The sequence below is a fragment of the Streptomyces deccanensis genome (genome assembly GCF_022385335.1).
GTDB classification, from domain to species: Bacteria; Actinomycetota; Actinomycetes; order Streptomycetales; family Streptomycetaceae; genus Streptomyces; species Streptomyces deccanensis.
The window spans coordinates 2956914-2970824 of record NZ_CP092431.1 but is presented as its reverse complement, the minus strand read 5'-3'; the positions used below and the strand labels follow the sequence as shown (position 1 = coordinate 2970824).

General features: G+C 70.9%; 11 protein-coding genes and 2 pseudogenes. 7 read left to right on the top strand and 6 right to left on the bottom strand.

The genetic code is table 11. The annotated features are described in order from the left end of the window. Positions 1-241: 241 nt before the first annotated feature. Positions 242-535, top strand: a pseudogene (locus L3078_RS13230) (helix-turn-helix domain-containing protein); the annotation flags it as partial. A 5-nt stretch (positions 536-540) separates the two neighbouring features. Here the strand turns inward: L3078_RS13230 and L3078_RS13225 are convergent. Beyond that, positions 541-1359, bottom strand: a complete 819-nt coding sequence (locus L3078_RS13225; protein WP_239753724.1) for an IS5 family transposase — start codon at positions 1357-1359, stop codon at positions 541-543. Positions 1360-1431: 72 nt separating this feature from the next. Here L3078_RS13225 and L3078_RS13220 point away from each other — a divergent pair. Beyond that, positions 1432-2376, top strand: a pseudogene (locus L3078_RS13220) (RNA-guided endonuclease InsQ/TnpB family protein); the annotation flags it as partial. Positions 2377-2432: 56 nt separating this feature from the next. On the opposite strand, the gene map reads toward L3078_RS13220, so the two are convergent. After that, positions 2433-3290 (bottom strand): type I methionyl aminopeptidase, encoded by an 858-nt coding sequence (map, locus tag L3078_RS13215; protein WP_239753721.1) that lies wholly within the window; start codon positions 3288-3290, stop codon positions 2433-2435. A 67-nt stretch (positions 3291-3357) separates the two neighbouring features. On the opposite strand from map, the gene L3078_RS13210 reads away from it, so the two are divergent. Next, a complete protein-coding gene (locus L3078_RS13210) occupies positions 3358-3585 on the top strand; it encodes a hypothetical protein (protein ID WP_239753719.1) in 228 nt (75 codons plus the stop codon). Between the two features lie 189 nt (positions 3586-3774). Here the strand turns inward: L3078_RS13210 and L3078_RS13205 are convergent, their stop codons facing one another. Together L3078_RS13205 and L3078_RS13200 are read right to left on the bottom strand one after the other, a co-directional pair. Next, complete coding sequence (locus L3078_RS13205) at positions 3775-5043, bottom strand: MFS transporter (RefSeq protein WP_239760297.1); 1269 nt, start codon at positions 5041-5043, stop codon at positions 3775-3777. A 130-nt stretch (positions 5044-5173) separates the two neighbouring features. Next, positions 5174-5779, bottom strand: coding sequence for a hypothetical protein (locus L3078_RS13200; RefSeq protein ID WP_239753715.1), 606 nt, complete (start codon positions 5777-5779; stop codon positions 5174-5176). A 145-nt stretch (positions 5780-5924) separates the two neighbouring features. Between L3078_RS13200 and L3078_RS13195 the strand changes: the two genes are divergently transcribed. The 3 genes from L3078_RS13195 to L3078_RS13185 all read left to right on the top strand — a co-directional run bounded on the left by L3078_RS13195 (position 5925) and on the right by L3078_RS13185 (position 8044). Beyond that, a complete protein-coding gene (locus L3078_RS13195) occupies positions 5925-7007 on the top strand; it encodes a sialidase family protein (RefSeq protein WP_239753713.1) in 1083 nt (360 codons plus the stop codon). Between the two features lie 37 nt (positions 7008-7044). Continuing rightward, complete coding sequence (gene npdG / locus L3078_RS13190) at positions 7045-7773, top strand: NADPH-dependent F420 reductase (protein ID WP_239753712.1); 729 nt, start codon at positions 7045-7047, stop codon at positions 7771-7773. A gap of 91 nt (positions 7774-7864) precedes the next feature. After that, complete coding sequence (locus tag L3078_RS13185) at positions 7865-8044, top strand: hypothetical protein (protein ID WP_239753711.1); 180 nt, start codon at positions 7865-7867, stop codon at positions 8042-8044. An 11-nt stretch (positions 8045-8055) separates the two neighbouring features. On the opposite strand, the gene L3078_RS13180 is transcribed toward L3078_RS13185, so the two are convergent. Together L3078_RS13180 and L3078_RS13175 are read right to left on the bottom strand one after the other, a co-directional pair. Beyond that, complete coding sequence (locus L3078_RS13180) at positions 8056-8853, bottom strand: site-2 protease family protein (protein WP_239753710.1); 798 nt, start codon at positions 8851-8853, stop codon at positions 8056-8058. 159 nt (positions 8854-9012) lie between these two features. Next, positions 9013-10449, bottom strand: a complete 1437-nt coding sequence (locus tag L3078_RS13175) for a recombinase family protein (RefSeq protein ID WP_239753709.1) — start codon at positions 10447-10449, stop codon at positions 9013-9015. Positions 10450-10537: 88 nt separating this feature from the next. Here L3078_RS13175 and L3078_RS13170 point away from each other — a divergent pair, with 88 nt between their 5' ends. Beyond that, complete coding sequence (locus L3078_RS13170) at positions 10538-13909, top strand: AfsR/SARP family transcriptional regulator (protein ID WP_239753706.1); 3372 nt, start codon at positions 10538-10540, stop codon at positions 13907-13909. The last annotated feature ends 2 nt before the right edge of the window (positions 13910-13911 follow it).

The window sequence follows — 13911 nt, the reverse complement described above, 5'->3', positions numbered from 1 at the left end:
CAGCAAAGAGCCCGCCGCCGACCAGGGGCCGACGGCGGGCTGCGGCAGGGCTGAGGCGGAGCTGCCGAGTTTCATTCGCAGTGCATCGGGCTTCAGCCTGGTGGTGAAGCGAATCTCGTGGCTGTGGGGCGGAGCGCCGCAGTGTCGTTCCGGCGGAGCCGGACGGTGCGGTCCGTGGGGGTGAGGCGGGGAACGGGAGTTCCCGGCGACAGGGGGTGCCGTGTGTTCGTACGATCGGCGAATGCAGCTTCGGTACGCCTTCCGGTTGTACCCGGAGCCCGGTCAACGCGCCGCGTTGGCACGGGCGTTCGGATGCGCTCGCGTCGTGTTCAACGACGCGGTGCGCGCCCGCGAGAATGCTTGCGCAGCCAAGGAGTCCTACCCTGGTGCCGCCGTCCTGTCTCGGCAGTTGATCACCCGGGCCAAGAACACTCCCGAACGGGCCTGGCTGGCCGAGGTGTCCTCGGTCGTCCTTCAGCAGGCGCTGCGGGACGTAGAGGCCGCGTACAAGAACTTCTTCGCCTCACTTAAGGGGTGCTTTCAGAAAGCCGGGTGCTTGCGGGCGAGGGTCATGCAGTGGGCGAGTTGGAGGAAGGCGTCGTGCATGTCGTCTCTGGTTTCCCAGCGGGTCCGTAGGCGGCGGGGTCCGTGGAGCCAGGCGATGGCTGACTCGGCGACCCACCGGACTTTGCCCAGGCCCGAGCCGTGTGGCCGGCCGCGTCGGGCGATCTTCGGTGTGATGCCGCGCTCGCGCAGACGGCGGCGGTAGATGTCGTAGTCATAGCCGCGGTCGGCATACAAGACGCGGGGCTTGCGCCGGGGCCGGCCCCGCTTGCCCCGTACCGGCCCAAGGCTGTCGACCAGCGGCAGAAGCTGGGTGACATCGTGACGGTGACCGCCGGTCAGCGACACCCGCAGCGGAGTGCCGCGGGCATCGGTCAGCACGTGATGCTTCGAGCCCGGCCGTGCGCGGTCAACCGGGCTCGGACCGACTTTTGGGCTGCTTCGCCCCCGCTTGGCCTGCACATGCGAGGCATCGGCAGTGGCGCGGGAGAAGTCCAGACGGTCCGCCGCCCGTAACCGGTCCAGAAGCACACGCTGGAGCTCCTCCCACACCCCGGCCTCCTGCCACTCGGCCAGCCGACGCCAGCAAGTGGGACCCGAACCGAACCCCAACTCCTGCGGCAGAAACTCCCACTGGACACCTGTGTAGAGGACGAAGAGCACACCTTGCAGCGTCCTGCGGTCATCGATCCGCTTGCGCCCCGGATACCGGAACCGCCGCTCATGCTTCGGCAACAGCGGCTCGATCACCGCCCACAACTCGTCACTGACCTCCCACGGCTTCCGCCGCGCCATGGTCACACCCCACAAAAGACGGGATCACATACCTCTCCACCGTGCCACAACACGATCTTTCTGCAAGGACTCCTTAAGGGGGAGCGTAAGGGGAAGCGGGTGGGTGCGCCGCGTTTCAGGTCGCGCAAGGATGCCCGGCAGGCGATCCGGTTCACCGCGAACGCCCGCTGGAAGATCACCGAGGGTGGGCGGCTGGCCCTGCCGAAGATCGGCGAGGTGAGGGTGAAGTGGTCGCGGGTCCTGCCCGCTGTGCCGTCGAGTGTGACGGTGATCGTGGATGCGGCGGGGCGGTACTTCGCCTCCTTCGTCGTCGACACCGACGACGACACTGACCGTGCCCGCTGGACGGAGCCGGACCCCGGGGCCGCGATCGGCATCGACCTGGGCCTCACACACTTCGCGGTCCTCTCGGACGGTATGAAGATAGACAGCCCGAGGTTTCTGCGCCGGGCGGAGAAGAAGTTGAAGAAGGCGCAGCGGGACCTGTGCCGGAAGGAGAAGGGGTCGAGGAACCGGGCCAAGGCCCGGCTGAAGGTTGCCCGCGCTCACGCGGCTGTGACTGATGCGCGCAAGGAGTTCCACCACCAGCTCTCCACCCAGTTGATCCGCGATAACCAAGCCATCGCGGTGGAGGACCTGGCGGTATCCGGACTCGCACGCACCCGGCTGGCCAAAAGCGTGCATGACGCGGGCTGGTCGCAGTTTGTGACCATGCTCGAATACAAGGCGAAACGCTACGGGCGGACGTTCGTGAAGATCGTCCGGTTCGAGCCCACCAGTCAGGTGTGCTCCACCTGCGGACACCGGGACGGGCCCAAACCCCTGCACGTACGGGAGTGGACCTGCCCCATGTGCGGCACCGTCCACGACCGGGACCACAACGCCGCGATCAACGTAAAACAGGCCGCCGGACTGGCGGTATCGGCCTGCGGAGCGCCGGTAAGACCGGGACTTGTCCCGGCACAGCGCGAAGAAACAGGAAGCCACGGAATCCCTGCCGAAAGCTGTGCCGCGTAGCGGCACAGCAACAGGTGGGGACGGCCAGAATCCTCGGGCTTCGCCCGAGGAGCATGTCAAGGCAGCGTGAGGATCTCCGCGCCGGTCTCCGTGACCACCAGCGTGTGCTCGAACTGCGCGGTCCGCTTGCGGTCCTTCGTCACGACCGTCCAGCCGTCGTCCCACATGTCGTAGTCGTACGACCCGAGCGTGAGCATCGGCTCGATCGTGAAGGTCATCCCGGTCTGGATGGTGGTGGTGGCGTGCGGGGAGTCGTAGTGCGGGACGATCAGCCCGGAGTGGAACGACGAGTTGATCCCGTGCCCGGTGAAGTCGCGCACCACCCCGTACCCGAACCGCTTCGCGTACGACTCGATGACGCGCCCGATGATGTTGATCTGCCGCCCCGGCTTGACGGCCTTGATCGCGCGGGCGAGCGACTCCCGGGTCCGCTCGACGAGCAGCCGCGACTCCTCGTCGACCTCGCCGACCAGGTAGGTGGCGTTGTTGTCGCCGTGGACACCGCCGATGTACGCCGTCACGTCCAGGTTGACGATGTCGCCGTCGTTCAGCACGGTCGAGTCGGGGATGCCGTGGCAGATGACCTCGTTGACCGAGGTGCACAGCGACTTGGGGAAGCCGCGGTAGCCGAGCGTCGAGGGGTAGGCCCCGTGGTCGCACATGTACTCGTGCGCGACCCGGTCCAGCTCGTCCGTGGTGACCCCGGGCGCGATGTGCTTGGCCGCCTCGGCCATCGCGCGGGCCGCGATCCGGCCGGCGATCCGCATCGCCTCGATCGTCTCCGGGGTCTGCACCTCCGGGCCGGTGTACGGAGTCGGGGCGGGCTTGCCCACGTACTCGGGACGGCGGATGTTCCCCGGTACGGGGCGGGCGGGGGAGAGCTTCCCCGGTGCGAGCAGCGACTGGCCAGACATGCCAGCGAGTTTAACCAGCGGTGGTGGGGGACCATGTCGGTGACGACTGGCGAAGGGAACTCAGGTCATGCCCCTGTTCAAACGGCGTACGGCCGGCAAGCCCGGTGAGTGGTTCTACTGCCTGGAGCACAAGAAGGTCGAAGAGGGCCCCGACTGCCCCGGCAAGGACCGCATGGGCCCCTACGCCTCCCGCCAGGACGCCGAGCGGGCGATGGAGACGGCCCAGGAACGCAACGCGGAATGGGAAACAGACCCGCGCTGGCACGACACCCCCCCGACCAACACCCCCGACTGACCACTCCACCACGCCGGACCCCGCCCCGCCCCTACGGCAACCGCCACCCGGGCAGGGGCGGCCCCCCGCCCGGCGCCGGCACAGCCACCCCCCAACATGCCGCCCTGCCCCGCAGCCGCCGACGGTGCCCGGCCCCACGGGAGCCCCGTACGTGTCGCCCTGGGGTCATGGAGGGGGGCGGGCGGAAAATCAGCCATTCCGCCGTTCACGCGAGCGCACCGCATGCTCATTGGTTCGCACGTCGTACGCCATCAGCTGAGGCAGGCACAGCGCCAGCAACCCCACCGCCCCCACGCACAACACCCCGCCGGCCCACGCGGACGCCCGTACGGAGGTCCACGCGGCCATGGTCCCCGCCCGAACCTGTCCGAGCTGTGGCCCGACGGCGTACGACAGCAGCTCGATCCCCGCGAGCCGCCCCCGCAGCTCGTCCGGAATGGTCTGGTTCCACATCGCGGCCCGGAAGATCCCGCTGACCATGTCGAAGGCGCCGCCCAGCACCAGGAACCCCAACACCAGCCACACGTCCCGCACCAGCCCGGCCGCCATCACCGACAGGCCCCACAACGCCGCCGCCAGCACCACCATCCGACCGTGCCGATGCACCCGGGAGGTCCACCCACTCGTCAGCGTCACCAGCAACGACCCCGCCGGCAGCGCCGCGTACATCAGTCCCAGCGACCACGGAGCGTCCAACTCGTCCGCCAGGAACGGCAGCAGAGCCAGCGGCATCGCCAGGAACATCGCGGCGAGGTCGACGGCGTAGGTGCCGAGCAGTTCTTTACGACTCCACGCGTACCGCGCGCCCTCCGCGACCGACCGCAGCGACGGCTTCGCGGCCTCGTGCGCGGCGGGGGAGGAGGCGAGGCCCACGGTCAGCGCGACCGACACCACGAAGGTCGCGAGGTCCGCCGCGTACGCCCAACCGAGTCCGGCGTAGGCCACGACGACACCAGCCAGGGCGGGCGCGGCGACCCCGCCCACCGTCCAGCGCAGGGAGTTGAGCGACGCGGCGGCCGGCAGATGCTCATGCGGAACGATCCGAGGGACGATCGAGTCCAGGGCGGGCCGCTGGACCGCCACCAGCGCGGACGACAGGGCGGCCACCAGGTACAACGGCCAGACCAGCGGGTCCGGCAGCAGCGCGTTCACCAGCAGCCCCGCACACAGCAGCCCCTGCCCGGCCTCGCTCCACAGGATCAGCGTCCGCTTGTCCAAGGCGTCGGCCAGAGCCCCGCCGTACAGCCCGAACACGATCAGCGGCACGAGTTCGACGGCTCCGATCGCGCCGACGGCCACGACCGACCCCGTGAGCTCCTTCATCTGCACCGGCAGCGCCACGAACGTCAGAAAACTGCCGAAGTTCGTGATCAGCCCCGCCACCCACAACCGCCGAAAGTCCCGGGACACCCGCCACGGCGAGAGATCGGGCAACAGCCCGAGCCCCCACGCCCCCACCCCACGCGAAGAGGGCTCCCCGGAAGCCCCACCGGCATCATCGGAAACAGTCACAACGGCCCATGCTCAACGGCCCCTCTCCCCCCGGGCAACCGCTTTTCCCACGCCCGACCACCCTCGGCGGCGGGGGCTACCAGCGGGTCGGAGGCGGGGACGTCAGGTGGTCCGTCAGCCGTGACAGGCGGTCCCGGAAGCGGCGGCGTCCCCTCGGTGCCGGCAGTGCGTTCTCGCCGGCGGCCGCGCTGACCAGGTGCTGGACCATGTCGAGGTCGACCTCGGGTGCGGCGGGCGGTGCCGTCAACGAGTCGTGGGTCAATGCGTCGAGCTCGCGGTCGCCGGTGTCCAGCGCGAGCACCGTCGCCCCGGCCCGCCGCGCGTCGTGGACCCGCTCCAGCAGGGGGGCGCCCGGCGCGGACGGGGCCACCACGAGCAGGGTCTCGCCCCGCCGCGCCGCCGACACCCGGCCGAGCCCCACCGCGAGGTGCGCCGGATCCGAGTCCCGCGCGGAGTGCCGGACGAGCGTCGGGGAGAGTTCAGGCGTACCGGACCAGGCCGCCTCGTCCACCAGGTGCGCCGCGAGGTGCCACGGCTCGTACTCGGCCGTACCGACGAGCAGCAGCCCACCGCCGTACGACACCACGGAACCCCGCAACGCCCCCGCGAACCGGCGCGTGGCCCCCAGCCACTCCGTCCCGGCGAGCACCTCACGCAACAACGCGACCCGTACGGCATCCATGCGCCCGCATCCTGCCGCAACCGGACACTCGTGACCCGGTGTTCACCCCGAATTAGCCCGAGCCGGGCACGCAGGCCGAACAACGACCGCCACGGGCCCACCGCACCACCACCCCACGAGCCGCCCCCCACCCCAGGAGCCCCCCATGCCCCCCACACCCCAGTCCAGCGTCCCCTTCCGGGCCGGTCGCGAAGGCTATGCCAGCTTCCGGATCCCGGCAGTCGTCGTCACCCCCTCCGGCGCCCTGCTCGCCTTCTGCGAAGGGCGGGTCGGCGGGCGGGAGGACTTCGGGAACATCGACATCGTGGTGAAGCGGTCCACGGACGGAGGCCTGACCTGGGGGCCTCTCCAGGTCGCCGCCAAGAACGGCGACGCCCTCGCCGGCAACCCCGCCCCCGTCGTCCTCGACACCGGCCGGATCCTGCTGGTCCACGTCCGCAACGCCGCCCACGCCACGGAGGACGCCATCCGCCGCGGCGCGGTGAGCGCGGCGGACGGCCGTCGCGTCTGGGTGCAGCACAGCGACGACGAGGGGCGGACGTGGTCCGACCCCAGGGAGATCACCCAGCAGACCAAGAAGCCCGAGTGGCGGTGGTACGCCACCACCCCCGGCCACGCGCTCCAGCTCACCACCGGCCGTGTCGTCGTCCCCGCCAACCACTCCCTCCCGCCCGCCGGCGCGGACAACGGCACGGAGGGCAAGTACAACGGCGGACACTGCCTGCTGAGCGACGACGCGGGCGCCGGCTGGCGCATCGGATACGTCGACGACAACACCGACGGCTACATCAACGCCAACGAGACCACCGCCGCCGAACTCCCCGACGGCCGGGTCTACTTCAACACCCGCAACGACTCCCCGGCCCCCGGCACCCGCGCCGACGCCCACTCCACCGACGGCGGCGAGAGCCTCGTCAAGCCGTTCCGGCCGCAGGCGGGCCTCGTCGGCCCGGTCGTCGAGGGCAGCGTCCTCCAACTCCGCGACCCCGACCTGCTCCTCCACTCCGGCCCCGCCGACCCCGGCTTCCGCGCCCTGATGACCGTCCGCGCCAGCACCGACGACGGCGTCACCTGGCGCCCCGCGCACACCGTCGACGGGCTGCCCGCCGCGTACTCCGACCTCGTACGCGTCGACCGGGACACCGTCGGACTGCTCTACGAGACGGGCGACTTCAGCGCGTACGAGACGATCACGTTCCGCCGGGTCCCCGTGACCACGCTCACCTGACCGCCTCCCGCCCCGCACCCGCACGTAAAGTCGGCCCATGACCTCAACTGACAGCGCACAGCAGTCCGCCGCGAAGGCTCCCGCGAAGGCCCCCGCCAAGGACCCCTGGGACCTGCCGGACGTCTCGGGGCTCGTCGTCGGCGTGCTCGGCGGCACCGGCCCGCAGGGCAAGGGCCTCGCCTACCGCCTCGCCAAGGCCGGCCAGAAGGTGATCATCGGGTCGCGGGCCGCCGACCGCGCCCAGGGCGTCGCCCAGGACCTCGGCCACGGCGTCGAGGGCGCCGACAACGCCGAGACCGCCCGCCGCAGCGACATCGTGATCGTCGCGGTGCCGTGGGACGGGCACGGCAAGACCCTCGAATCGCTGCGCGCGGAACTGGCCGGCAAGCTCGTCGTCGACTGCGTCAACCCCCTCGGCTTCGACAAGAAGGGCGCCTACGCGCTGAAGCCGGCGGAGGGCAGCGCCGCCGAGCAGGCCGCCGCCCTGCTGCCGGACTCGCGGGTCACCGCCGCCTTCCACCACCTCTCCGCCGTCCTCCTGGAGGACCCGGAGATCGAGGAGATCGACACCGACGTGATGGTCCTCGGCGAGGAGCGTGCCGACGTCGAGATCGTGCAGGCGCTGGCCGGCCGCATCCCCGGGATGCGCGGCATCTTCGCCGGCCGGCTGCGCAACGCCCACCAGGTCGAGTCCCTGGTGGCCAACCTGATCTCCGTGAACCGCCGCTACAAGGCCCACGCGGGCATCCGCCTGACGGACGTGTGACCCGCCGAGGCGACGTACGCACCCGCACGGGCATGGGGGACACTGGACGACGCACCACCTCGTCCGACCGCCTTCCCAGGAGCCGACCCCCATGCCCCGCCTCGCCGTCTACGCGCTCGTCGTCTGTCTCCTCACGATCACCGCGGCCGTGGTCTCCTTCAGCCGGGGCAGCTGGCTGGGCGTCGTATGGGTGCTGATGGCCGGCCTGTCGTCCAACATGACCTGGTACTACGTGCGCAAGGCGAAGCTGGAGCGCTCCGCCGCCGGCTGATCAGGCGGCCGTCACATCCCCGTGAGGCAGATGTCGCTGTCCTCGCGCCAGAAGCGGTAGAGCCAGTAGCCGCAGTCGGACAGCTGGTCCTCGATCCCGAGGCCCCGCATGAACGCGTCGATCACGTCCCAGAACACGCCGTTCACCGCCGGGATCCACAGCACCGCGAACACGAGCAGCAGCCCGAAGGGCGCCAGCGGCTCCACCTGGCGACGGATCTTGTACGACAGCCAGGGCTCGATGACGCCGTAGCCGTCCAGGCCGGGCACCGGCAGGAAGTTCAGGATCGCCGCCGTGACCTGGAGCATCGCCAGGAAGGCGAGGGCGAAGAGGAAGGCCGCCGGGACGCCGTCGGTGACCCCCAGCCAGAAGGGCGCGGTGCAGACGGCCGCGAACAGCACGTTCGTCAGCGGACCCGCCGCCGAGATCAGACTGTGCTTCCAGCGCCCCTGGATCCGGCCCCGCTCGATGAAGACCGCACCACCGGGCAGCCCGATCCCACCCATGATCACGAACACGACGGGCAGCACGATGCTGAGCAGGGCATGGGTGTAGGCGAGAGGGTTGAGGCTCAAATAGCCTTTTGTGCCGACGGTGATGTCTCCGCTGTGGAGCGCGGTACGGGCGTGGGCGTACTCGTGCAGACAGAGTGAGACCACCCAGGCCGAGGTGACGAAAAGGAAGACGGCGAGCCCCGGCGCCGATGCGAAGCCTGTCCACACCGCCCAACCGGTGACCGCCATGACGGCGACGATCCCGAGGAAGACCGGGCTGATCCGGTGGTCGGTGGTGCGAGAGGTGATGGTCATGTACAGGGCTCCTGATATGTGGCCGTCGGTGCGCGAGGGGAAGCGACTGTGCAGGTGAACATGAGGACAACGTTCTGAGAGACGGTTGCTCTCCCGGGGACGATTCTCCGTTCAGCACCTGCCCAACTGCCCAACTGCCCAACTGCGGTGGGACCCCTCTCACACCAGGAACTTGGCAAGGCGTTCACGGAAGTCTGCGGGAATGTCCGGAACATGGCCGCCGCGCTCTCGCGGATGACATGTGATCGTGATGCCGGCGCGGATCAGGTCCTCGCCGATCTCCGCGACCCCCATGCTCAGCCACCGCTCGGCGAAGGTCGAACCCAGGGGCACGAACTGCCAACGATCCTCATCGATGTCGTGGGGCGGAAGGTCGGCCTCACTTCTGCCTCCGGTTCGCCGGACGTATTCACGGCGCACGACGGGTGTGTCACCAAACTCCTTGACCAGCATGCCCAGGATCGGGGTGACGATGTCGTCGTCCGGAACGAACACATAGCCGGGGCATGCCGGGGAGCCGACGCGCGAAAGGCAGCGGATCTTCTCGGTGATCCGGTACGTACCGTCTTTCCGCCGCTTCCTGGTCGTGTGCAGCTGAAGGTTCTTGCCGCATCCGCCGCACTTGATCACGTTGAGGAGCGGGGTCCTGGGTGTCGCGGGACGGCGGCCCGACGGGGCGGCTGAATCGGCCAGGACGCCCTGCAGACGGTCGAAGGTCTCCTGGTCCAGCACTTCTTCGGCCACACGGACCGGACAGCCCTCCTGATCGCGAACCAGTTCACGCTTCCTGTACTTCCTGCCGGGCACCTCCACGCTGCGTGTCTTCCAGCCGAGCAGTGTGGGCGAGGTGAGGATCCCCTTCAGCGTGCGCGGATACCAGACGAAGTCCTTCCCCGACTTGTTGCGCTGGTACGTGTCCGCGGGCGCAGGTACCCCTCGCGCCTCGAAGTCCCGGCAGATGGCGTTGACCGGTTCGCCGCCGATGACGCGCTGGGCCGCCTCCTTCACGACAGCCGCCGTCTCCGGATTGATCTCCAGGTAACGGGCTCCGTCTCGTGCGTACGTCCTGAAGCCGAACGGCGGAGAGCTCCCGCCCCACCGTGTGGAGGTGAGCAGGTGCGCCCGCGAGGAGGCGACCCGCTCGGCTGCGGCTCGGGCTTCCATCTGGGCGAACGTCGCGATCATGGTGGCGGTCGCCTTGCCCGTCGGGCTCGTGAGGTCGAACGGTTCGGTGGCGGATACGAGGCCCTTGCCGCCGTGCTTCTGTGCCCACTCGATCATCTTGTGAAGATCACTGACTCGACGAACGAACCGATCGAGTCGCCAGAAGACGACGACGTCGAATTCGGGAGCGCGTTCGTCGAGCCAGTGGGACAGCTCCGGACGTCGCCATGGTGGCACGGCGGTGGCGGAGACCGAGAGGTCACTGGCGACCCCTACGACCTCCCAGCCGCGCGACGCACAAAAGGAGCTGCACTCTTCGATTTGCCGCTCAGGGCTGGTGGTCGATTCGGTTCGGACCGTCAGCCGAACAGTGATGAGTGCTCGCAGAGATCTTCCCATGGCGGCGAAGGTAGCGTGAGTGTATCTCAGCAACTGAGAGTTCCATGAGTTAGCTGTCTGATCTCTGGTGGCGTGCTAAAAGGAAGTTCGTCAGGACTGCGGGGCGGGCGAGAATGACTCCGTGCGCTACCGCATCCTCGGCACCACCCAGGCCCTGCAGTCCGACGGCACCCCCGTCCCCGTCGGGGGCGCGCGGCTGCGCGCTCTGTTGACCGTGCTCGCGCTGCGACCGGGACGTACGGTGCCCGCGACCGTCCTCGTCGACGAGGTGTGGGCCGACGACCCGCCCGCCGACGCGCCGGGCGCGCTGCAGGCGCTGGTCGGACGGCTGCGCAGGGCGCTCGGCCCGGACGCGGTCGCCTCGGTGAACGGCGGCTACCGGCTCACGGCCACCCGGGACGACGTCGACCTGCACCGCTTCGAACGCCTCGCGGACGAGGGCGCCCGCGCGTTCGCCGACGGTGACCCGGCCAAGGCCGCCGACGTCCTCGACGACGCCCTCGCCCTCTGGCAGGGCCCGCCCCTCGCCGACCTCCCCGACCGCGCCGCCGAGGCCGCCCGCTGGGAGACCCGTCGCCTCGACGCCCACCGCACCCGCCTCGACGCCGCCCTCGCCCTGGGCCGCCCCGACACCGCCCTCCCGGACCTCACCGCCCTCTGCGACACCCACCCCTTCGACGAACCCCTCCAGGCCCTCCGCCTCCGCGCCCTCCGCGACACCGGCCGCACGGCGGAGGCCCTGGCCGCCTACGAGCAGATACGCCGCCTCCTGGCCGACCGCCTGGGCACGAGCCCGGGCCCGGTCCTCAGCAGACTGCACACAGAACTGCTGCGCGCGAACGAAACCGCGCCCCGTCAGGGGCGCGGGGAACTGCGCGACCAGCCCCCACCGGAGGGACGCTTGGGGGTCAAAGGGGCGCAGCCCCTTGAGGATGGGACGGGTAGGGGCGGCGGGGGCGCAAAACCGCACCGCCACCCCACCCGCCCCCCGGGCAACCTCCGCGCCCGCCTCACCTCCTTCGTCGGCCGGGACACCGACATAGACACCATCCGCGACGACCTCACCGCCACCCGCCTCGTGACCCTCCTCGGCCCCGGCGGCGCGGGAAAGACCCGCCTCTCCCAAGAGGCCGGCGACGCGGTGGCCGCAGCCATGCCGGACGGCGTCTGGCTGGCCGAACTCGCCCCCGTGGACGATCCCGCGAACGTCCCGGAGGCCGTCCTCACCGCCCTCGGCGCCCGCGAGACCGTCCTGCGGGGCGCCGGCGCCGAGGAGATGCGCGTCGCGGCGGACCGCCCCGACGACCCCCTGGTCCGCCTCGCCGAGCACTGCGCCGGCCGCCGCATGCTGCTGATCCTCGACAACTGCGAACACGTCGTGGACGCCGCCGCCCACCTCGTCGACCACCTCCTGCGACGGTGCCCGGGGCTGACCGTCCTGGCCACCAGCCGCGAACCCCTCGGCGTACCGGGGGAGTTGCTGCGTCCGGTGGAACCGCTGACGGAACCCCACGCGCTGCGCCTGCTCGCCGACCGGGGAGCGGCCGCCCGGCCCGGGTTCACCGTCGACGCCGACCCGGAGGCCGCCGCCGAGATCTGCCGCCGCCTCGACGGACTGCCGCTCGCGATCGAGCTGGCGGCGGCCCGGCTGCGGATGCTGACGCCCCGCCAGATCGCCGACCGTCTCGACGACCGCTTCCGGCTGCTCACCTCGGGCAGCCGTACCGTGCTGCCCCGGCAGCAGACCCTGCGCGCCGTCGTCGACTGGTCCTGGGAGCTCCTCGACGAGGACGAACGGGACGTCCTGCGACGGCTGTCGGTGTTCGCCGGCGGCTGCGACCTGGCCGCCGCCGAGGCCGTCTGCGGCCCCGCCGCGCTGGACGCGCTCGGCTCCCTCGTCGACAAGTCCCTCGTCGTGGCGGCCCCTTCGGCGGGCGCGGGCACCGAGATGCGCTACCGCCTCCTGGAGACCGTCGTCGAGTACGCCGGCGAACGGCTCGACGAGACGGGCACCCGCCCCGCCGCCGAACGCGCGCACCTCACGTACTACCGCGAACTCGCCCGCGCCACCGACCCGTTGCTGCGCGGCTCCGGCCAGCGCGCCGCGATCGAGCTGCTGGAGCTGGAGTACGAGAACTTCCGCACCGCGCTCAGACGCGCCGTCGCCGAGCGGGACGAGCAGGAGGCGCTCTGTCTGACCCTGGCGCTGTGCTGGTACTGGCAGATGCGCGACCTGAAGACCGAGGCCCGGCACTGGTCCACCCAGGTCAAGGACCTCGGCCCGGACCCCTTCACCGCCCCCGCGCGCCCCGTGCCGGACCTGCGCGGGCGGGCCGTCGACAGTCAGCCGCCGATGAGCCCGGACGTCCTCGACGAGGCCCGGCGCGGCGTGCATCTCGTCCATCTGGCCTGCATGGACATGGACCTGCCCGCCTGGGAGACGCCCGAGGGCCAGGAGCGGCTGCGGGTCATCAGCGGGACCTACCGGCCGGGCCAGCCGCAGACCTGCCGCTTCCCCGGGTTCATGTGGTTCTACGCCGTCCTGCTGACCGGCGACATGGACCGGCTGCGCGCCATCCTGGACGCCAACATCCGCACCTGCCGCGAACTCGGCTACACCTGGGAGCTGGCGCAGACCCTGCAGATGAGGGCCAACATCCTCGCCAACCGCAGCGACTGGGCCGGCGACGCCACCGTCGACGCCGACGAGTCGCTGGAGATCTTCGACCGGCTCGGGGACGCCTGGGGCGCCGCCGAGGCGCTCTCCGCGCGCGGTGAGGCCAGGGAGCGCCAGGGTGAGTTCGCGGCCGCCGCCGCGGATTTCCAGCGGGCCATCGGGTATGCCGAACGGCTCGGCACCAACGCCCAGTTGGGCGTCCTCGGCGTCCGGCTCGGCAGCGTGCTGGTGGAGGGCGGCGAGGGCGAGCGGGGCGAGAAGATGCTGTTCGACGTGCTGGACGCCGGGCGGCACGCCGCCCGGGAGGCGGTGCCCGCGGCCCGCCTCTTCCTCGCCGTGCGGCTCGGCCGCACCGGACGGCAGGCCGAGGCCCGCCGACAACTCGTCCTGCTGCGCGAGGACTTCGAGGCCGCCCACTTCGTGCTCTTCGCCGGGTACGTCCTCGGTGTCGAGGGCTGGCTGGAGGGCGCGGTCGGACGCCACGAGGAGGCGCTGCGGCTGATCCGTCAGGCCCTGGAGCGGAGCCTGGACAAGCTGTCCCTGGTGGTCACGCCCCATATGCCCTCCCTCCACTTCGTCACCGCCGCGCTGTCCGTCGCCGGGGTCGACGGCGGTGCCCGCGCCTTGGACGCGGCCCGCCTCCTCGGCGCCGCCGACGCGCATCTGCCGCCGCGCCACCTCTCCAGCCCGTGGGAGGTCGAGGCCCGCGCGCAGGCCGAGCGAGAGGTCCGGGCGCTGCTGGACGACGCGGCATACGAGCGGGCGTACGCCGAGGGCGGCGCCCTCTCCCGTGAGGAGGCCGCCGCCCTCGTCTGAGG

Excerpts from the sequence above, each read along its gene's own strand:
- L3078_RS13210 (WP_239753719.1), top strand. The coding sequence starts at position 3,358 with ATGCCCCTGTTCAAACGGCGTACGGCCGGCAAGCCCGGTGAGTGGTTC.
- L3078_RS13195 (WP_239753713.1), top strand. The coding sequence starts at position 5,925 with ATGCCCCCCACACCCCAGTCCAGCGTCCCCTTCCGGGCCGGTCGCGAA.
- L3078_RS13200 (WP_239753715.1), bottom strand. The coding sequence starts at position 5,779 with ATGGATGCCGTACGGGTCGCGTTGTTGCGTGAGGTGCTCGCCGGGACG.
- npdG (WP_239753712.1), top strand. The coding sequence starts at position 7,045 with ATGACCTCAACTGACAGCGCACAGCAGTCCGCCGCGAAGGCTCCCGCG.
- L3078_RS13185 (WP_239753711.1), top strand. The coding sequence starts at position 7,865 with ATGCCCCGCCTCGCCGTCTACGCGCTCGTCGTCTGTCTCCTCACGATC.
- L3078_RS13225 (WP_239753724.1), bottom strand. The coding sequence starts at position 1,359 with ATGGCGCGGCGGAAGCCGTGGGAGGTCAGTGACGAGTTGTGGGCGGTG.
- L3078_RS13180 (WP_239753710.1), bottom strand. The coding sequence starts at position 8,853 with ATGACCATCACCTCTCGCACCACCGACCACCGGATCAGCCCGGTCTTC.
- map (WP_239753721.1), bottom strand. The coding sequence starts at position 3,290 with ATGTCTGGCCAGTCGCTGCTCGCACCGGGGAAGCTCTCCCCCGCCCGC.